The organism is Nonomuraea sp. NPDC026600 (genome assembly GCF_040638335.1).
Classification (GTDB): Bacteria; Actinomycetota; Actinomycetes; order Streptosporangiales; family Streptosporangiaceae; genus Nonomuraea.
Genome location: NZ_JBEZYD010000013.1, coordinates 186,617 through 206,261, shown reverse-complemented (window position 1 = coordinate 206,261; position 19,645 = coordinate 186,617). Strand labels below are relative to the sequence as shown.

Sequence of the window (19,645 nt, the reverse complement as noted above, 5' to 3'; positions counted from 1 at the left end):
GCTAGGTTGGTCTTGTGGATCTCGACTTCTCCGCGGCCGAGCAGGGCTTCCGTGCCGAGGTCCGGGACTGGCTCGCCCGTCACGTACCCGATGGGCTGCCGTCGATGGACACCCCCGAGGGCTTCGAGGCGCACCGCGTGTGGGAGGCGCTGCTCGCCTCCGCGCGGCTGTCCGCCGTCTCCTGGCCGCGGGAGTACGGCGGGCGGAACGCCTCGCTGATCGAGTGGCTGATCTTCGAGGAGGAGTACTGGGCCGCTGGCGCCCCCGGCCGGGTCACCCAGAACGGCGTCTTCCTGCTGGCCCCGACCCTGATGGCGTACGGCACGGAAGAACAGCGGCGGCGCTGGCTGCCCGGGATGGCCAAGGCCGACGAGGTATGGGCGCAGGCGTGGTCGGAGCCGGAGGCGGGCAGCGACCTGGCCGCGCTGAAGTCCCGGGCGACCCGGGTGGACGGCGGCTGGCGGCTGTACGGGCAGAAGACGTGGAGCTCCCGCGCCGCCTACGCCTCGCACGGGTTCGGCCTCTTCCGTACCTCGGACGAGGGCAGGCACCGGGGGCTGACGTACTTCATGTTCCCGCTCGACGAGGTGACGGTCCGGCCGATCGCGCAGCTCGACGGGCTGCCCGGGTTCGCCGAGCTGTTCTTCGACGGCGTCTTCGTGTCCGACTCGATGGTGCTCGGCGCCCCCGGCGAGGGCTGGCGGATCGCGATGGCCACCACCTCCTCCGAACGCGGCCTGGCCCTGCGCAGCCCCGGCCGCTTCCTGGCCACCGCCGACCGGCTCGTCCACCTGGCCCGCGACGCGAGCCCCGAACTCGCCGACCGGGCGGCCCGCTGCTGGACCGACGCCGAGGCGTACCGCCTGCACACCTTCGCCACCGCCCACCGGCTCATGTCGGGCGCCGAGATCGGCTCGGCCGCCAGCATGGGCAAGGTCTTCTGGTCCGAGCTGGACCTGCGGATGCACACCCTGGCCATGGAACTGCTCGGCGAACGGGCGGGGGAGACGCCGTGGCTCGACGGGTTCCTGTTCGCGCTGGCGGGGCCCATCTACGCGGGCACGAACGAGATCCAGCGCAACATCATCGCCGAGCGAGTCCTGGGGCTGCCCCGATGACCTTCGCCTTCACCGACGAGCAACTGGCCCTCGCGGAGACCGTACGCGATGTGCTGCGCGCCCACTGCTCACCCGCCGCGCTGCGCTCCGAACGCCGCCCGGCCTGGGAACAACTGTCCGGGCTCGGCTTCTTCGGGCTGCTCCTGCCGCCGGACGCCGACGGGCTCGGGCTGCGCCTGGTGGACGTGGTGGCCGCGCTGGAGGAGACCGGGCGGGCCTGCCTGCCCGGCCCGGTCGTGGAGACCGCCGTGGCGGCGCCGTACCTGCTGGACGATGTCACCAAGCTCGCCTCCGGGTCGGTCTGCGTGAGCGTGCTGCTTCCCGGCCAGGCGTACGCTCCCGACGCCGACCTGGCCGACCTGCTCGTGGTCGCGCGCGCCGACGGCCTGCACCTGGTCTCCAGGGAGTCCGTACGGCTGGCGCCCCGGCCCGGTGCCGACCCGTGCCGGAGGCTGTTCGACGTCTCCTTCGACGACTCCGTACGGCTGGACCGCTCGTACGTCCCCGCCCTGCGACGGGCCACCGTGGCGACGGCGGCGCAGCTCATCGGGGTGGCCAGGCAACTGCTGTCGGTCACTGTGGCGCATGCCGGGGTCAGGACCCAGTTCGGGGCGGCCATCGGGTCGTTCCAGGCGGTCAAGCACCAGTTGGCCGACGTGGCCATCGCGCTGGACTTCGCCGCCCCCCTCGTCTACCGGGCGGCCCTGTCGGTGGACCGGCCGGTGTCGGGGGCGGATCGGCCAGCGCAGTGGGGAGACCGGGCAGCGCCCGAGGCGGATCGGTCAGCGCAGTGGGGAGACCAGACGGCGTCAGGGGCGGATCGGGCGGCGTCTTGGGGAGACCGGGCAGTGCCGGGGGCAGATCGGACGGGGTCGGGGGCGGACGGGGAGGCACCGTTGGCGGGCCGGTCGGTACGCAGGGCCGGTCGGCCGTTGCCGACCGTGGACCGGGACGTCAGTGCCGCCAAGGCCGCCGCCGGTGAGGCGGCCGCGCTGGCGGCCCGGGTGGCGTTGCAGGTGCATGGCGCGATCGGTTACACCGACGAGCTGGACCTGCGGTTCTGGCTGGCGCGGGCCTGGTCGCTGTCGGCCGCGTACGGTGGCTCCGCCGTACACCGGGCCCGAGTGCGGACGTCGGTGATCGGCGGCGATCTGAGGCGGTACCCGTGAGGTTCGGCGTCCCGCTCGGCCTCATTCACCCGGCCGCGTGGAAGGACGTGGCGGTGGCCGCCGACGAGCTGGGCTTCGAGTCCGTGTGGCTGCCCGAGCACCTCGTGTTCAGCACCGACCTGTCGCTGGCCCTCTACCCGGGCACCTCCGAGCCGGGCATCAAGCCGTCCACGCCGCTGTTCGACGCGCCCGCGTACCTGTGCTGGCTGGCCGCGCTGACCTCCAAGATCAGACTCGGTACGGCCGTGCACCTCTTCGCACTGCGCCACCCGTTCGTGTCGGCCCGCGCCTTCGCCACACTCGACGTGGTGTCATCGGGCCGGGCCATCTGCGGGGTCGGGGCGGGCTGGTACCGGGGGGAGTGGGACGCGGCCGGCATCCCCTTCGCCTCGCGCGGCGCACGGCTGGACGAGGCCATCGAGGTGGCCAGGCAGCTGTGGAGCTCGCCGGTGGTCACGCATTCCGGGCAGTTCTACTCATTTCCCGAGGTGGCGTTCGAGCCCAAGCCCGTACAGCATCGGCTACCGATCCTCTGCGGCGGCGAATCACCCGCCGCCCTGCGCCGGGCCGCGTCGCTGTGTGACGGCTGGATCAGCATGCCGCACACGCTGGAGTCGATCAGACCGCAACTGTCCCGGCTGGCGGCGCTGCGGGGGGAGGGGCGCTTCTCGGTGACGGCCCACGCGTACTCGCTCGCGTCGCCGGACGAGGTGGCGGACTGGGCCGGGCTGGGAGTCGACCGGCTGATCGTCCGGCCGTGGAAGCGCAGCCGCGACGCCGTTTCCAGCCTGGCCGCCTTCGCCGCGGACTACGGGGTCACCTCGCGCTAGCTTCGGTGCCCACCGACGGGCCGGCCCGTCCCCCTACAGACCTCCCAGCAGCCCATCGAGAACTACGGCGATCACGCCGACGGCTCGGGCTCCTGGGTGATGAGGGTTTCGATGGCCGTGCAGAGCAGGTGGATGCTTCGATGGAATTTCTCGTCCTGGCCGTGCCTGGGGGCTTCCTCGAAGGTCAGGGGAAAGCGGGTGCGCAGGTCGGCGTAGTGCTCCGGGGTGATGGCGGGGACCTGGGACTCGCTCTGTTCTTGGAGGGCGAATCCGGTGATGTGGCTCAGGAGGGTGTCGGCGGCCGTGATGAGGTGCGGGTCGGAGACGCCGGCGTCCAGGAGGGTGCGCAGGAGGCGCTCCATGAGGGACAGACCCCCGGTGCTGAGCATCTTGGGGCTGTCGGCCAGGAGGATGGCGCCGCCGGGGTGCTCGTGGAGGCTCCGGCGGAGGGTGACGGCCTGGACCTCGACCTCCTCCCGCCAGGTGGACTCGGGCGGAAGAGCCTCCAGGGCGGCCGTGGCGGCGTCATAGGCCTGTAGGCATACGCGGTCGGCCATCATCGCCAGCAGGTCGTTCTTGCTCTTGACGTGGTAATAGAGGCTGCCCGCCGTGGCGTCGAGGCGCACGGCCACCTGGCGCATGGACAGGCCGTGGTAGCCGACCTCGGCGAACGTGGCCATCCCCGCGTCGACGATCCGCTCCTGGGTGAGCTTCATGGCCCTACCGTAGCGCATTTTGAACACCGTTTGAATCCTGTGCTAGCCTCGCCGTGGCGGTTTCGAACAGTGTTTGAAAGGGGCCTGCCATGAGTGAGTTGCTCTTCTTCGCCACCACGGCCGCGCTGATGGTGATGATGATCAACAGCGGGCTGGCACTGGGACCGGCGCGTGGCCGGCCCGTCCCATGGGTCGCGGTGGGGCTGACGGCGCTGGCCGTGGGCGGGGTGGTGATCCAGCTGGTGTGGTCCGGGGCGATGGACGCGCTCGACAATGACCCCGCCAAGACCGGGTGGTGGCGGGTCGTGACCTCGGTCTTCATGCAGAACGGCGGCGTCGCCGGAGCCGTGTGGAACATCGCGACGCTCGCCGGCGTGGCGGCCCTGGCGCAGTGGTTCTGGGGCGGGCCGCTGACGGTGGCGCTGTTCGCGGGCGGGATCTTCCTGCCGGAGCGGGTCGACGCACTCCTCGGGATGGGCGGCCCCAGCACCGATCCGCGTAACTTCGCCGGCAGCTCGGGGGCCACCTACTTTCTGGGGGCGACCTTGGCGACGGCCCTGTTGATGCGGACCCGGCTCTTGAAGGAACGGCTGCTCGCGGTCGGTGTGCCGCTGCTGGGGTTAGTGATGTGGTTCGCGCAGAGCAACGGGCACGGGCTGGTGGCGGTGTACGGGTTCGTCACCGGCTTCCTGGCGTGGGTCGCGTGGCGAGCGATCGCGACTCGCCGGGAGTCGGCCTAGCGCAGATTGTGAGTGATCATCAGCAGTAACGGGGGCCCTGATCATCCGCGATGCGCACGGTGGGGCGGCCGCCGGTGCGGCCCGAACCGACAAGTACCTACAGGTTCTCGAAGAGCCTGGGTGTCCCGAACTGGTCAGGCGGATGCGAAAGGACCTTGGGCTGGGGCATTGCTGCTATCTCGCGGCGGGCGCACACTGGCCGCTGATAGGAACCACATTTGCGCGATTGGCGACGGGATCGGTGTGAGCGAGCGCGGGTTCCCCTGGCGGATCCTGGCCGCCGGTCTGGCCATTCTCGGGCTGGCCGCACTGGTGGCCGTGGTGGTGCGCGCGGTCAAACCCGAGGCTGAGGTCAATCTCGCCGACCTGGCCGCTGTGACACTGGCCGTGGCCGTGGCCGCGACCATCGGCGCCCTGGTGACCTGGGTCAAGAACTCGCCGACCCGCCACATCCCGACGCATACCGACGCCGACGTCGCCGACATGCTGGCCGGCTTGGTGGAACGGCAGTGGAAGGACGAAGCCCGGCACCGGCTCCTTGACGACCCTCAACCGATCCCGGTGCACTGGCAGTTGTCCACCGATGAGCGGCTGATCAGCCGCCCTCACCTGGTTCCTCCTGAGGCGGAGCCGGATTTCACCGGCCGCAGCGACAACATCAAGGCCCTTGCTGACGCCTTCCGCGCCCTGGCCCGGCGTCGGCTGGTCATCACCGGCAAGGCGGGCATGGGCAAGACCACCCTGGCGGTGCAACTACTGCTGCACCTGCTGGCCAGCCGCAAAGCCGACAAGGACGCAGCTGGAGAGGCCGGCAATGGCGAGGTCGTCCCGGTTCCCGTCCTCCTACCGGTCTCGGGCTGGGACACAGACGCCTACCCCCTGCTCCACGACTGGCTCGCTGTTCGCCTGGTTCAGGACTACCCGGCGCTGGCTGCTCCTGAGTTCGGCCCCGCCGCCGCCATACTCGCCCACGACGGTCACATCCTGCCCATCCTGGACGGCCTCGATGAAATCCCCCAGCGCGCCGGCGCCCGGGTAATCAACGCGCTCAACACCTCGCTGACCGCCCGCGACCAGCTCATCCTCACTAGCCGCACCGCCGAGTTCGCCGCCGCCGTCACCCAGACCCGCCGCCCGCTCACTGCCGCCGTGGTCATCATCCCCCAACGGCTCACGCCCCAAGAAGCCGCCACATATCTGCGCAAGTGCCTGCCCGCAACGCCGTCCGCGGCCTGGGAGACGGTTTTGACCGCCCTGACTGCCAAAGGCGCCCCGGCCGGCCTGACCGAGATCGCCGAAACCCCGCTGGGCCTGTGGCTGATCCGGACCGTCTACCTCGCCCCCGACGCCAGTGACGCCGGCGACTCCGCCGCGTCGCCCAGCCCTCTCGGCAGCGATCCCGCCGTGTTGGTCGGCCCCTTGGGCCGTGACCCGGCCGCACTACGCTCCCACCTCTTCGACCAGCTCATTCCCGCTCTCATCGACACTCGCCGACCTAGCAATGAGCCTGCCCGCCACTTCCTGCCACGCCGCCACTACGACCCCGTCCAAGTGGCCCGCTGGCTCGGCTACATCGCGCACCATCTGCACCATCTCAACCGTCGTAAGCGTCAGGGTCAGTCTGACCGTCCAGATCGTCCGGACGAGACCGCCACCCGTGAGCTCGACTGGTCGCGTCTTCATGTGCTGGTACCACTGCGCAAGATCCGAGTAGCCGTCGGGGTCTGTGCTGGTTCGGTGTTCGGGTTCGGGTTCGGGGTCGAGTTCACCCTGGCGACCGGGCTCGCACTGATGATCGTGTGCGGTGTTCTGGGGGGACTTCTCTTCGGGCTCAGTGAGGAACTCGACCCGGAACCCACCTACGCCAATCTGCGGCTTCGCGGGCGATTCGGCCGCTTCGCCGATGAATTCGTTCTCGCGCTCAAGCTCACGGCTGTGGTCGGGATCGTGATCGCGTTCGCGGTCGCGTTCATCGTCGGCCTGGCGGCGGCACTCATTGTCGTAGTCGTCTATCCGATCGTTACAGGGCTCGCGTTCGGGTACACCGGGCTGATCACAGAGCCCTCGTCCACCGACCGCCCGAGTACGCCGTCATCCACGCTCACCGGTGACCTGAAAATGACAGGGGCCCACACTCTCGCCGTCGGGCTTACGGTGGGGATCACCTTCGGGCTGACCTTCGGGCCTGCAGCAGGTTTCGGGGCTGCGATCGCCTTTGGGCTCACCGGCGGCCTCGGCACGTCACTGAAGGTCCACGTTTCGAAGCCGTGGGACATCACTGTCAAAGTGCCGTTCGGATTCAGAGGACTCGGTACCGCTGGAGTGACTTACCTCACTACAACGGTCCTTCTCTGGGCTGGGCGTCGATTGCCTTTACGGCTCATGCGATTCCTTGATGACGCCCATCGCCTGGGCTTACTACGCACGATCGGTCCGGCCTACCAGTTCCGGCACGCCGCCCTTCAGGACCATCTCTCGGCTGACTCTCCGGATCGGTGATCTTGACCGATTTCAAACCAACACTTCAAGACTCCGGCCGCGATCGACGCTGTCAAGATCTCGCTCTGGTGGCGGCCGGTGCGCTTGGGCGCGTTCGTGTCGCGGAGCGTGGCCCGGGCCCCCAAGCGCACCCCTCCTGGGCGGCGGTTTGTCGCTCGGCTTGTTGGTGATTTTCAGCGGTGAGTGGCGCGAGCTTCAGGCCTATGTGTGGCGCTCTGGTGTCTGCGGTCATGACGTAGGTGGTGCGGGCAGATCTGTGCTAGGCGTGCGGTCTGTTCGGCGCTCGCCTTGGCTTCGATCTGAAGGTGGACTTCGCCCGAGCTGTTGTAGAACTCGGCATCGGTCTCGTAGCTTCCGCCCTGCTTCTTTGAGATCAGGTCTCTGGAGTAGGTGCCCACAAGCTGAATGATCAACTGAGTGGCGGCTTGCCGTGGCCACAAGAGAGTCGCGCCATGTCAGTGCCGAGACCTACCGCGGGGTTACTCCGCCAGGACCCGGACCTGATCGGCCGGAGGAGCGATCACCGTCGTATCGCCCCAATCGGAGAAGGTGATCTCCACTGACGTCTTCGCGGTCAGTCGTTGCCGCACCGGCCGCCCCTGGTCGTCGAGCCAGAGTTCGTACGTGGCCTGCGCGCCGAACTCCTTGAGCAACTTGCCGCGCAGCCGCGCCTGCGCCGCCCGATCGCCGGCCCTTACCCCAACGTATTCGTCCTCGGTGTCTTGCATGAGTGGCAGTGGATCGTACGCCTCCAGGAACGCACTGAGGTCCAACCCGTCGAGTGCCGCCCGCACATCGATGGCGACCGTGTAACGGGCGAGCCCGCCGTCGGACGCGGGGCCGCTCACCCGTCCCCGAGCGGCCAGCATCTCATGCACCTGGTGACTGTTCACCAGCGTCATGGCCTGGCTCGTCACCAGGCCGATGCCGAACAAGTTGTACGGCTCGTGCTCTTCGGTGACCTTGTCCCAGATCTTGCCCGGAGCCACCTCCTCCCCCGGCATCTGCATGTACGCGGCACCGCCCGTCCGGATGAGTCGCCCGCGTAAGCCCTCGCCCAGATCGGCGGAGACGTCCTGGTCCTGCCCCCTGGTGACCACAGTGGCGCTCTGAACTCCCTTCACCGCCACCCGCTTGACGTCCGAGTGCGCCTGCAGATAAGTTCTGACGTATCCAGCGACCTCGGGAGCGGTCTTCGCTGCCGAGCCGCAACCCGCCATCAGCAGAGCTAACACGGCGATCATCACGTATCTGGACATGCCCGGGATGCTCGCATAGCGGTGTGCAGAACCCTTGGGGCGGGACGTGCAGATCGTGCACAGAAAAGGTCCGTCCGACCTTCCGACGATCAAAAGCTCTTCGCTCACATGGCCCGCATGCTAGAGATCAACACGTTGCGGATCAATCATTCAAGGAAGTCGTCGAGACGCCCGCCGAGTCTCTTCGCCATCAGCATGCCGAAGTTCCTGCCAAATGGCGCTAATGGATCCACGCCACCAAGCGTGAACCGCCTGGGTCGTTGAAGGGTTGAAGGAAGTTCGAGGCTCTGGTGTGACTTGGATCCCTTGATGACGTGATTTTGGGATCGCTCATTGTCGTGGTCGGATCGGGCTGGAGCTCCTACGGTTGCGGCGAACCGCACAGGAGGAACAATCGGTGGAGCCCATCGTCGACGGCCGCGTCGGCGGCCAGGAGCCGGTAGGTCTGGGTCTCGTGACCCGCACGTCCACCGTCACCGCCAGCACGCCGGCGAACAGCACCCAGCGCCCTGAACCTGCGCTCTTGAGCGGCACGAGCCAGGCCAGGCCGGCGAGCGCCACGAACGCCAGCGACGGGACCATCCGGGGCAGGACGTGGGTGACGAAACCGTATCCCTCGATCATCGTCGGCATACCACGCCGGACGAACCAACGTTCGGTCTGGCGTAGCACAGCGGGTGGTGCCGTCAGCGTCACGGGTCGCTCGCCGGCGCTGGGAGTCATCGTTTTGCGGATGGCTGTCGCGCGGCCGAGGCGGTGCGGCGGGCGCGGCGGATGACGCGGTCCATGTAGCGGCTCAACACTCCGGGGGTGGCTCCGGCGGCGAGGCGGAGTGCCCGGGTGCCGGCGTCGGGGATGACCCGTGCGCGGCCGGCGACCGTGCCGGCCAGGAGGGCGCCGGCGACGGCTTCGGGGGTGAGGGCCCGCTCGCCGCCGGAGAGCGCGCGCAGCTCGGGTGGCTTGTGCGGCGACTCCTTGGCCAGCATGGGGGTGTCGACGTCGGGCGGGTAGACGATGGTGACCGTGATGCCGTGCGGGCGCAACTCCTGACGCAGCACCTCGCCCAGACCGGCCACGGCGAACTTGGTGGGGCAGTAGGCGCCATAACCGAAGACGCCCACGAAGCCGGCGGCCGAGGAGATGCAGGTGATGGTGGCGCGTGAAGCCTGCCGCAGGTCCGGTAGCGACTGCCGGATGGCGTGCAAGGTCCCGAAGTAGTTGACCTCCATGTGGCGGCGGTGGTCCTCGTCGGTCAGGTCCTCGAAGTAGGCGGGCCTGACGATGCCGGCGCAGGTGATCAGGGCTCCGATCGTGCCGTGGCGTTCGCGGCCCGTGTTCAGAGCCGCGTGCAGGGAGTTCGGGTCGGTGACGTCGCCGGTGGCCACGACGAGCCTTTCTGAGGCGTCGTGCTGGAGGCGGTCGTGGTCGTCGTCGGGCAGACCGATGGCGGTGACGGCGGCGCCGGCGGACAGCAGCAGCCTGGTGGTGGCCAGGCCGATTCCGCTGGTGCCCCCGGTGATCGCGACGTGCCGGCCTTTCCAGTGGTCCTTCGTCATGGCTGGTGTCATGGTCATGGCCTTTCCGCTTCGGCGGGGACGGGGGAGGGCCGGGCTGTCTCGGTGGTGTCCGGCTCGTGCGGTGGCTTGAAGGTGTCGTTGTCGATGTCCGGCCAGTCGAAACGGTCGCGGAGCTCGGCGAGGTAAGTCTGGTAGGTGTGGCTGTCGACGTAGCCGGCGTGCCTGGCGCTGTCGATGTAGGCGACTCCGCCGCGCAGGTCGGGTTCGTCCGCTCGTTTGAGGGCGGCCAACTGCTCGCGGTGCAGGCCGGTCTCGCGGGCACGGATGTCCATCACGATGAGCTGTGCCATCTCGTCGAAGCGCTTGTAGGCGGCGTCGGCGAACTCGATGAATCCCAGGACATAGAGGCTGTCGTGCTGTCTGGAGAACACGTTCAGGTACAGCCGCGGGCGGCCCTGCCTCCACTCGAACAGGGCCTCGTCCAGGAACGGGATGCGGTATTCGTAGCCGGTGGCGAGCAGGATCACCTCGATGTCCTCCTCGGTTCCGTCGGTGAAGACGGCACCGGTCGCGGTGAGGCGTTCGACGTCGGGCTTGGCGATCAGGTCACCGTGGGCCAGATGGTGCAGGACCTGGGTGTTCATGATCGGGTGACTGGTCAGCACGTCGTGGTCCGGGGCGGGCAGGCCGAGCCGTGTGAGGTCTCCTACCAGGGTGTCGATCAGTTCGTTCGGGTCGCCGGAGAGGCTGACTCCCCTGGGGGGCGGGATGACGCCGCCGAGCAGCGCGTCGGTCGGCAGCCCGAAGACGTGCTTGGGGATGTAGCGGTAGCCCCGCCGCACGGACAGGAACGCCTTGCCGGCGTGCCGTGCGGCGTCGCTGGCGATGTCCACACCGGAGTTGCCGGCTCCGACGACGAGGACCCGCCGCCCGCGGAATTCCAGGCCGTCGTCGAAGGTCACCGAATGCCGTATCTCGCCGGTGAAGACATTCGCGCCTTCGAGTTCCGGCACGTTGGGGTGCCAAGTGACGCCCGGCGCGGCGATGAGCCCGTCATAGGTCTTGGTGGCGCCGGTCGACAAGGTGACGCTCCACCGGTCGCCCTCGATGGGGACGGCCCTGGTGACGGCGACGCCGAGGGATGCCTTGTCGTAGAGGCCATAGCGGCGCGCGAAGCTCCTGACGTAATCGCGGATCTGCCGCCACGACGGGTAGTCCGGGTAGTCGGGCGGCATCGGGAATCCGTAGAAGCCGCTGGTGTAGCGGGAGCTGATGAAGTGCGCGCTCTCGTAGACCGGGCTGCCGGGGTTGTCCATGTCCCAGATCCCGCCAAGGTCGTCGTGCCGCTCGTACCAGTCGAACGGCACCCCTTCGGCGGCCAGCGCCCGAGCCATGACCATGCCGGCCGGCCCGCCGCCCACCAGGCAGTAGATGCGGGTGTACGCGACCGGCTCGACGGTGCCGGCCGTACGGGTGCGGCGGCGTAGCCGGGATTCGGCGATGGCGGCGTAGACAGCGGGCTTGTGCCGCCGCAGCCGCAGCGCGACCACCACGCCACCGGCCGCGGCCAGGATCAGCAGCCCGGGCACGGCGTTGATCAGCACGTTGTCCGACCCGGTCAGAGCGCTGTAGTTGACGACGGACAGAACGAAGGCTCCGGTCAGACCGGCGAAGCCGATGGTCGGTGCGACCACGCAGCGCCACAGATCGCGGTCGGGACGCTTGCGGAAGAACGCGATCACCGCGAGCGCCGCCAGCGCCTGGAGAAGCACGATGCCGAGCGTGCCAAGCCCCACCAGGCTGCTGGCGAAGACGGTGTACGGGTCAGCTCCGCTGATCGCGAATCCCGCCGTGACGACGATCGAGACGGCGGTGACGACGACGCTGCCGATGTGCGGGCTCTGGTGGCGCGCGTGGTAGTGCCCCAGCCTGGCGGGCAGGACGCGCTCGCGGCCAAGGGCGAACAGATAGCGGGCGGCGGCGTTGTGCAGCGCGAGCAGCGAGGCCAGCACGCTGGTGCACAGCAAAACCGCGGCGAGGTCATAGAAGACGACCCCGGCGTTGTCCTTGATGAGGGTGAACACCAGGTCGCCGAGCAGTTGCCCGGCCAGGGCCGGTGCGTCGGCACCGCCGGCCGCGCCGACGATGATCCAGCTGGTGACGATGTAGAAGGCGCCGATCGAGGCGACCGCGATGTAGGTCGCGCGGGGGATGCTGCGTTCCGGGTTGCGAGTCTCTTCTCCGTACAGCGCCGCGGATTCGAAGCCCACGAAGCTGGTGAAGGCGAACATCAGGGCGATGCCGATGGACCCGGAGAAGATCGTCGCGGGGCTGAAGGAGATGACGGGCAGGGCCTGCGCGCCGTGCCGGGCAACCGCGGCGCCATCGAAAATGATCAGGATGGCGAACTCGAGCACCATGAGGGTGCCGAGCACCTTGGCCGACAGGTCGGCGGAGCGGTATCCGAGGGCGGCGACCACGACGAGCGCCAGGGCGCTGTAGAGGTACCAGGGTAGGTCCACCCCTGAGCCGAGCAGGACGAGCCTGGTGAAGTAGCCGAAGGCCCCGACGAGCCCGCAGGCGAGCCCGATGTAGGCGATCACGGCCAGGTAGGCCGCCGCGACCCCGACCGGTTTGCCGAGTGCGCGGGCGATGTAGGTGTAGAAGGCGCCGGTGTTCACCACGCGCCGGCTCATCGCCGCGTACCCGACCGAAAAACAGAGCAGGACGACGGTGCCGATTCCGAAGGCGGCCGGCAGCCCGGCTCCGTTGCCTCGGATGAGGCCGAGCGGGATGTTCCCCACCATCGCGGCCATCGGGGCCGCCGCGGCGATGACGAGGAAGACGACGCGCCGCGTGCTCAGCGTTCTTCGTTGATCGACGGCTACATTCTCGGGATCTCGGGTCATCCCGGCACCTCCATGTCGCGAAAGGCCATCCATGCGCCATGGCCTGGCGACAGTGTGTATTTGGTCACCTGAATTGGTCAAGCGTCCAGGACAAGATGTGTTAGAAATGGGCCGTGGCAAACACACGAAACCCCCAGCGCCGTGCCGACCAGGGCCGACGTGACCAACTGGTCGGCGCAGCCTCCCGCGTGATCGCCCGCGACGGCGTCGCGGCGACGACGACCCGCAACGTCGCCCGGGAGGCCGGAGTGCCGCTGGGGCTGGTCCACTACTGGTTCTCGGGGAAAGAGGAACTGCTCGAGGAGGTCGTGGGCGGTCTGCTCGAGCAGCTCAAGTCCGTCGCCGCCACCGCGTACGCCCAGGACACCGGTGATCCCGAGCAGGACCTGCTGGCGAGCTTCCGCGCCGCGTTCGAGGTTGTCAGCCAGGACGACCCCGGACGCCAACTGGCCGTCTATGAGCTCACGACCTGGGCCCTGCGCGCCCCTGATCAGCGCGAGCTGGCCCGACGGCAGTACACCGCCTACCGCACCTCGGCGTACGCCGTCATGGCCCCGTGGCTGGCCCGCACCGGTCGCGACTTTCCCGGCGGGGCCGAGGCGCTGGCTCGCTTCGTCGTGACGCTCTTCGACGGCGTCGTCCTGGCCTGGCTGGCCGACCCCGAAGGCACGCGCCCCGACGAGGTCTTCACCCTGGCCAGCCAGCTGATCGCCGGAGCACTCCGACCACGACCCGCCGAGTCACCCGACAGCCGGCAGTGATGCGGCGGGTCCCGACCCGCAGGCCGCATGGAGGGGTCAGGCCCAGCACCTGCTCGATCGAAATCTGTTGATCGCGGTGATTGCTCCCCGCGAGCCCTCATGCGGTCGTGTGGTGCGGGCCACCCGTTCGGATTCCTCGAGCTTCCCGGCACGTCGTCGGCACCGCCAAATGCATCGGTTCATGGCGTCCGCATTGTGTCGGTTTTGCCGGAGACGCCGCGCCGCCTTCGTGGTTGGCGGACACGAGGCTCGGCGGGCGATCGGGTGCGTGCCGTTTCGGTGCTCGCGCAAGCTTCGCGGAAGCCGGGCGGTGTGAGGTCAGGCGCGGTGGCGGCCTCCGCGTGATCCTGCGCGGGTTGTGCGCGCAGGGGGACGTGCCGGGGCGACGGCTTGCGTTCGTGGGGTCACAAGCAGGTTGCCGTCCCCCGCCCGCAGCTCGTCGTACCAGGTGCGCAGTTCGTCCTCGACGGTGTGCGGGGCGGCCGGCGCCTCGTGGCTGTGCTGGCGGCGGGCACGGGCGGCGGTGTCGAAGGCATCCGTGCGGGGCGGGACGGCCGACGGGAGACGGTGGCGGCGGCCCCGTGACGGTGCGTCCTGGGCGAACGCCTCCGCGCCGTGGGCAGCGCCCAGGGGACGATGACGGCGCCCCCGCAGAGGACCGTCCGAGGCGATGGGGGCCGCCTCCTCGACAGGGTGCCCGCTGCTGCGACGCCGCCCGTAGTAGCCGCCCGCCTGAGGGCTCTCCGCCTGCTCGGCCGTGGGCCAGGGTTGTGTCGATCGCGTGTACGGCGTGCGCGTGTCGGCACGGGGCCCGGGACGATGCGGCGTGCTGTCAACGGACGGTGCGAAGGCGTCGAATCGCGTCGTCGCCGCGCTGGGGACGGGCGTGAACGCGTCGAACTCCGTCGTCGCATCGGGGATCGGCGCCGAGGCCCGCGCCAGCAGGTCGGCGATCGGCTCCAACGGCTTCAATCGTTCCAGGATCGAGCGGCTCGCACCGGCCACCAGACGCGGGTCGGTCACGTCGAGGCGTGGCTCGCTCGTGAGCGCGGACGCGATGACCTCGGCAGGGACGGCGAAGTCGAAGTCGGTCGACGCGATGAGCTCGTTCGAGGTGACGAGCTCGGCCGGGGTGCTGAAGGCGAGGTCGTTCGCGGTCGTTAGCTCGTTCGGGGTGGTGAGCTCGGCTGGGGTGGCGACGGCGAGGTCGTTCGCGGTGGTGAGCTTGGCCGGGGTGGTGAGGGCCGAGGTGGCCGTGCGGGCCAGGACAGGGGCTGTTTCGGTGCGGGGCTTCCGGCGGCGGCGCCGGTGGCCGACGGCCGCCGGGGTGGGGGCGGGGGCGGCGAAGGCGGCCGCGCGGGCCGGTCGTACGCGCATATGCCTGGTCTTGGCGACGGCGAGCACCGCGAGGGCGGCCACCAGTGCGGAGCCGATCAGTGCGGGAGACGAGAGAGTGGACACCGGCGTGGCGGACGACGCGTCGACGACGGTCGGAAAGGGGGCCGGGTTGCTGGTGACCGCGTTCGTGTCGGCGGTGGCCGGTTTGGCGTGCTTGCCCTTTTTGGGCGCCTGTTCGGCGGCCTTCGTGGTGGACGCGGGCGACGACTTGCGGGTGGCCGTGGGGGCGGGGGAGACGGCCTGCTTGGGGCGGGTGGCGAGTGGGGCCTGGAGGTGTTCGCTCTGCCCGACTCCCTGCCCGATGCGGGAGATCATGTCGATGAGCGGGGTGCCGTCGGGGAGCTGGAGCTTGCCCACGTCGGTCGTGGAGGTCGTGGAGGTCGTGGAGGTGGACGCCTGCTCGTTCGCCCGCTGCTGCGCGTCCTGTTCCCCCTCGACCTGCTTCTGGGCGGCCTCGTTCTCCAGGCGGGTCTTGATCTTCTCCGGGTAGCCGTAGCCGACGACCTTGCTGGTGTCACGTTCCTTGCGCTTGGCGACGCCGCCGTCGATGTTGCCCTCGATCGTGAAGATCGTGTCGCCCTCGACCTTGGTCACCAAGCCGACGTGGTCGATGGCGTCGATGTCGTTCGAGCCGCCCCAGTCGTAGAAGACGAAGGCGCCCGGCATGGGCTGGTGCCCCCAGGCGCCGTGCTCCTTGAACCACTCGGCGTGCCCCACCGTCCAGGCGAACTGACCGATCCAGTCCTCGTAGCCGAGCTTGTGCGCGGCCCACGACAGGTACATGTCACACCAAGGGGCGGAGCTGTAGTCGGCGTCGAACTCGACGTTCTTGCCGTACCAGTGGCCGAACTTGGTGTACGCATCGCCCTTCTCGGAGTAGCCAAGCTGACTCTCGAGCAGGTCGACGAACTTCTTCATCTCTGGCGTCATGGACGTGCGAAGGAACCTTCCGGGCAAGACCGGGTTTATCCACACAGCCACGGGTACGTGGGACGTATGTAGCAAAACCGGAGGCCTGTCGTCTTCCGTGATGAAGGAGGCTACCGTGGCGAAAGGGCAGGTCAAGCACGGGTCAAGGTAGCTCCAAAGGTAATGCGCGCCAAAACCGCAGGTCAAAAGCTTGCCAGAAATGTCCCCACAAGGACGGTTTGATAGTAAAAGATCTACCTTTGGGTGTCTAGAACGTGTTTCGGTAGAACGTGTTCTAAGATGCTGCAATGACGATCGACGTCGCCACCGGCGAGTCCCGCATCGCCGCCCTGTGCGCCCTGGCCCAGCAGACCAGAGACCTGATGGACGCGGTGCTGATCACCGACGTCGACGAGGACGAGCTGGTGGCCGTGACCGCCGAGCTGGCCGCCCTGACCGAACGTCTCGAAGCGACCGTCCGCGTGTCCTCGCAGTCTTTCGACATCGCGCCGGACGGCACCGTACGCCACCTGGGCAACGCCGCCATCGGCGCGGCCAACCCGTTCGCGGTGCCGCTGGTCGTGGAGCGGGTCGCGAGCGGTGGGGTACGGGCAGAGGTGTCGTTCCGGATGCTGCACGAGGGGCCGCCGGGCTCCGTGCACGGCGGGATCATCGCGATGGCCCTTGACCACCTGCTGGGGCAGGCGGTCGCCGTCGCCGGGCTGGCGGGCATGACGGGCACGCTGACTCTGCGCTATCGGGCGCCCGTGCCGTACGGCCGCCCGGTGATCGTGACGGCGGAGCACACGCGCACGGAGGGGCGCAAGGCGTGGGCGGACGGCCGCGTGTCGCTGCCGGACGGCACGGTGCTGGCCGAGGCGACCGGCCTGTTCATCACCCCGACGGCGTGGTTGGACGGGCCTCCGTGAGTAGTCCGCGCCAGTCAGTGGCCCGCGCGGGTCAGTAGCCCGCGCCCGTCAGCAGCCCGCCGTCCACTGTGAACTCGCTGCCCGTGCAGTAGCTGGACCGGTCCGAGGCCAGGAACGCCACCACGTGCGACACCTCCACCGGCTTGGCGAAGCGCTTGATGACCATGCTGCGGAGGAACGCGTCCGCGTCCACCTCGCTCATGATCTCGGGATCCAGGGCCATGGAGGTGTTGATCGCCCCGGGATGCACCGAGTTGACGCGGATCTTGAAGCGGGCCAGCTCGCGGGCGGCCGACTTGGTGACCCCCCGGATGGCGAACTTGGAGGCCGCGTACGCCGACATCCCTTCGGCGCCGATGAAGCCCTCGATCGAGGAGATGTTCACGATCGAACCGCGCCCGGCCGCCCGCATCGGCGCGATCGCCGACTTGACGCCGAGCCAGGTGCCCTTGAGGTTCACGTCGATCACGCGGTCGAACTCCTCGACCGCCATTTCGGTGATGCGCCGAAATTTCAGGATCCCGGCGTTGTTGACCAGGACATCTAACTTGTCGTACATGTCGACGGCGGTCGCGACCGCGCGCGCCCACTCCTCCGGGGCGGTGACGTCGTGATGGACGAAGGTCGCGCCCGTCTCCTCGGCCAGCGCCTTGCCCTCCTCGTCCAGCACGTCACCGAACACCACGCGCGCTCCCTCCTCCAGGAACAGCCGCACATGCGCCTCGCCCATGCCGCGCGCTCCACCGGTGATCAGCGCCACCTTGCCGTCAAGCAGTCCCATTGCGACCTCCCGCCGCGACGGCCACCGAGGCCGCCTCCATAGATCGGTAGACGGGGATCCCGGCCGCCGCCACGATCGCCCTGACCTCGTCCTCGACACCGGGGGGTGCGCACTCGCCGTTCCTGGTGACCAGCGTGACCCTGATCCCCGGGAGCGCGTCCTGTGTGGCCGCCAGCGCCCGCGCGTACTCGAACAGCGGTTCGGCCCGCGTCCCATAGGTGAAGAAGCTCTGTACGTTCACGTGCGCCACCACATCCGGGTACGGAAGGTGCCGCACGATCACCTCGACGGCCCGCCGGACCAGGTCCGGCCCGCTCCGGGGGCCGACGGGCACCTCCAGCGGGTTGGCCAGCGAGGAGCCGGCCCCCAGCCCGAGCCTGCGAAGCTCGCCGAGCACCGAGTCCGGCAGCGGCCCGAGCGGCACCCCGGCCCGATCGAAGACATCGGCGGCCAGCACACTCGCCCCGCCGCTCGGCCCGATCACCAGCGCCCCGCCATGCGATGCCGCCCTCAGAGAGCCCGGCTCGTCACCTGAAGCCGCGCCAGGCGCGCCCACCTGGTCGCCCGGGACCGCGGTCCCGTCGTACGGACCTGTTGTTCGGGTGCCGTGGGCCTGGAAGAAGGCGAGAACACCGATCAGGTCGTCCTGGGAGGTCACCAGGGTGGCCCCGGTCTGGTCGGCGAGTGCCTGCCAGATCCGCCCGTCGCTGACCAGGCCGCCGGTGTGCGAGGCGGCGGCGCGCTGACCCTGGGCGCTGCGCCCGCCGACCAGCAGCACCACCGGCATGGGAGCGGCCGCCAGCGCCTCGTACAGCGCCCGCCCGTCACGCGGGTCCTCCAAGTAGAGGCCGACGGCCCGCGTCTCGGGGTCGGTCGACAGCCAGCGGAGCAGTTCGGCCGGGGTGACGTCGGCGGCGTTCCCCACGGTGACCACCCGGCTGAACGCCAGCCCCCGCCGCTCGCCGACCTTGATCACCTCTCCGGCCAGCCCGCCGCTCTGCGAGATCAGCGCGACCGTCCCCGCCGGGCCGAGCCCGCCGCCGACGAACGTCTGCCGCCCGCGCGGGCAGTACACGCCCATGCAGTTGGGGCCGAGCAGCCGCGTCCCCGCCGCCCGGGCCGCGGCGACGAGCTCCTGTTCCAGCTCCGGCCGTCCCGCCTCGCCGAACCCGCCGCTCATGACCTGTACGTACGGCACACCGATCGCCTGCCGGACGACCTCGGCGCACCGCTCGGCGGGCACCGCCACCAGCGCGTAGTCCACGTCGGCCGTGGCCAGGGAGGGCACGGCGGGTACGCCGCCCACCTCCCGCGCCTCCGGATGCACGGCCACCAGCGGGACACCGGCGGCCTTGTAGAACTCAAGGAACATGTTCCCGAAGTTCGGCCTGCTGGTGGACGCCCCGACCACGGCCACCGCCCTGGGCTCGAAGAGCGGCCCGAAATCCGCGGGCTCCCCGGAATCCGCAGCCTCAGGCGCGGCGTCGGCAGCCGGGAGATACCGCGCGTCCACCGCCACAATGCCCGACTCGGTGGCGATGACCGGATTGATCTCGAACTCGCCCAGTTCCAGCCGCTCCCACAGCCCGCCGGCCCCGCCGACCGTCATGAGCAGCTTCACCACCGCGTCCACGTCCACCCCGGGACGCCCGCGCAGCCCGTACAGCACCGGAGACCCGCGCAGCGACCCCAGCATCCGCCGCGCGTCCCCCTCGGAGATCGGGCACAGGCCCAGCGCCGTGTCCCGCAGCGTCTCGGCCCACACCCCGCCCAGCCCGGCCAGCAGCACGGGCCCGAAGCCGGGATCGTGGACCAGCCCGACGATCAGCTCCACCCCGGCGGAAGCCTGCTCCTCGATCAGGAACCCCTCGGTCCCGACGACCTCGGCCAGCATCCGCGCGGCCTCGGCCGGGACGTCGGCCCGGCGCAGCCCGAGCACCACGGCCCCGGCCTCGGACTTGTGCACGATCCCGGGCCCGTACGCCTTCAGCACCAGCGGCTCGCGCAGGTCCATCACGGGACCGAAGTCCATCCCGCGCACCACCACCCCGCGCGGCACCGGCACCCCGGCCTCCCGCAGCAGCGCCTTGGCCTCGTGCTCCGCGACCAC

15 protein-coding genes are annotated in these 19,645 nt (G+C 69.5%); 7 read left to right on the top strand and 8 right to left on the bottom strand.

The window, feature by feature from the left end:
• Nucleotides 1–14 precede the first annotated feature (14 nt).
• From AB0F17_RS29280 to AB0F17_RS29270, 3 genes are read left to right on the top strand one after another with little or no spacing between them, the layout of a single operon-like run.
• The gene (locus AB0F17_RS29280; RefSeq protein ID WP_358029077.1) at nt 15–1,118 is read left to right on the top strand and encodes an acyl-CoA dehydrogenase family protein; all 1,104 of its coding nucleotides are present in this window, start codon (nt 15–17) and stop codon (nt 1,116–1,118) included.
• On the top strand, nt 1,115–2,287 hold the full coding sequence (locus tag AB0F17_RS29275; RefSeq protein WP_358029076.1) for an acyl-CoA dehydrogenase family protein: 1,173 nt from the start codon (nt 1,115–1,117) through the stop codon (nt 2,285–2,287). The genes AB0F17_RS29280 and AB0F17_RS29275 overlap by 4 nt, the downstream gene beginning before the upstream one ends.
• Entirely contained in the window at nt 2,284–3,117 is an 834-nt protein-coding gene (locus AB0F17_RS29270; RefSeq protein ID WP_358029074.1) for a TIGR03619 family F420-dependent LLM class oxidoreductase, read from the top strand. The genes AB0F17_RS29275 and AB0F17_RS29270 overlap by 4 nt, the downstream gene beginning before the upstream one ends.
• A gap of 71 nt (nt 3,118–3,188) precedes the next feature.
• Here AB0F17_RS29270 and AB0F17_RS29265 read toward each other — a convergent pair whose 3' ends face one another.
• Nucleotides 3,189–3,833, bottom strand: a complete 645-nt coding sequence (locus AB0F17_RS29265) for a TetR/AcrR family transcriptional regulator C-terminal domain-containing protein (protein ID WP_358029072.1) — start codon at nt 3,831–3,833, stop codon at nt 3,189–3,191.
• An 89-nt stretch (nt 3,834–3,922) separates the two neighbouring features.
• Between AB0F17_RS29265 and AB0F17_RS29260 the strand changes: the two genes are divergently transcribed.
• Nucleotides 3,923–4,573, top strand: a complete 651-nt coding sequence (locus tag AB0F17_RS29260; protein WP_358029069.1) for a hypothetical protein — start codon at nt 3,923–3,925, stop codon at nt 4,571–4,573.
• A gap of 168 nt (nt 4,574–4,741) precedes the next feature.
• Nucleotides 4,742–7,072, top strand: coding sequence for an NACHT domain-containing protein (locus AB0F17_RS29255; RefSeq protein WP_358029066.1), 2,331 nt, complete (start codon nt 4,742–4,744; stop codon nt 7,070–7,072).
• A 479-nt stretch (nt 7,073–7,551) separates the two neighbouring features.
• Here AB0F17_RS29255 and AB0F17_RS29250 read toward each other — a convergent pair whose 3' ends face one another.
• The 4 genes from AB0F17_RS29250 to AB0F17_RS29235 all read right to left on the bottom strand — a co-directional run bounded on the left by AB0F17_RS29250 (nt 7,552) and on the right by AB0F17_RS29235 (nt 12,757).
• Nucleotides 7,552–8,331 carry a hypothetical protein gene (locus AB0F17_RS29250; RefSeq protein WP_358029063.1) on the bottom strand — a complete coding sequence of 260 codons (780 nt, stop codon included), beginning with the start codon at nt 8,329–8,331 and terminating at the stop codon, nt 7,552–7,554.
• Nucleotides 8,332–8,661: 330 nt separating this feature from the next.
• Entirely contained in the window at nt 8,662–8,955 is a 294-nt protein-coding gene (locus AB0F17_RS29245; RefSeq protein ID WP_358029060.1) for a hypothetical protein, read from the bottom strand.
• Between the two features lie 95 nt (nt 8,956–9,050).
• Nucleotides 9,051–9,905, bottom strand: a complete 855-nt coding sequence (locus AB0F17_RS29240; RefSeq protein WP_358029057.1) for an SDR family NAD(P)-dependent oxidoreductase — start codon at nt 9,903–9,905, stop codon at nt 9,051–9,053.
• Nucleotides 9,902–12,757: an amino acid permease gene (locus AB0F17_RS29235; protein WP_358029054.1), complete on the bottom strand. Its 2,856-nt coding sequence runs from the start codon at nt 12,755–12,757 to the stop codon at nt 9,902–9,904. The genes AB0F17_RS29240 and AB0F17_RS29235 overlap by 4 nt, the downstream gene beginning before the upstream one ends.
• Nucleotides 12,758–12,870: 113 nt before the next feature.
• On the opposite strand from AB0F17_RS29235, the gene AB0F17_RS29230 reads away from it, so the two are divergent.
• A complete protein-coding gene (locus AB0F17_RS29230; protein WP_358029051.1) occupies nt 12,871–13,518 on the top strand; it encodes a TetR/AcrR family transcriptional regulator in 648 nt (215 codons plus the stop codon).
• 318 nt (nt 13,519–13,836) lie between these two features.
• Here AB0F17_RS29230 and AB0F17_RS29225 read toward each other — a convergent pair whose 3' ends face one another.
• Nucleotides 13,837–15,846 carry a CHAP domain-containing protein gene (locus tag AB0F17_RS29225; protein WP_358029048.1) on the bottom strand — a complete coding sequence of 670 codons (2,010 nt, stop codon included), beginning with the start codon at nt 15,844–15,846 and terminating at the stop codon, nt 13,837–13,839.
• Nucleotides 15,847–16,133: 287 nt separating this feature from the next.
• Between AB0F17_RS29225 and AB0F17_RS29220 the strand changes: the two genes are divergently transcribed.
• Nucleotides 16,134–16,754 carry a PaaI family thioesterase gene (locus AB0F17_RS29220; protein WP_358029045.1) on the top strand — a complete coding sequence of 207 codons (621 nt, stop codon included), beginning with the start codon at nt 16,134–16,136 and terminating at the stop codon, nt 16,752–16,754.
• A 31-nt stretch (nt 16,755–16,785) separates the two neighbouring features.
• Here the strand turns inward: AB0F17_RS29220 and AB0F17_RS29215 are convergent, their stop codons facing one another.
• The gene (locus AB0F17_RS29215) at nt 16,786–17,535 is read right to left on the bottom strand and encodes a glucose 1-dehydrogenase (RefSeq protein WP_358029042.1); all 750 of its coding nucleotides are present in this window, start codon (nt 17,533–17,535) and stop codon (nt 16,786–16,788) included.
• A complete protein-coding gene (locus AB0F17_RS29210) occupies nt 17,522–19,645 on the bottom strand; it encodes an acetate--CoA ligase family protein (protein ID WP_358029039.1) in 2,124 nt (707 codons plus the stop codon). The genes AB0F17_RS29215 and AB0F17_RS29210 overlap by 14 nt, the downstream gene beginning before the upstream one ends.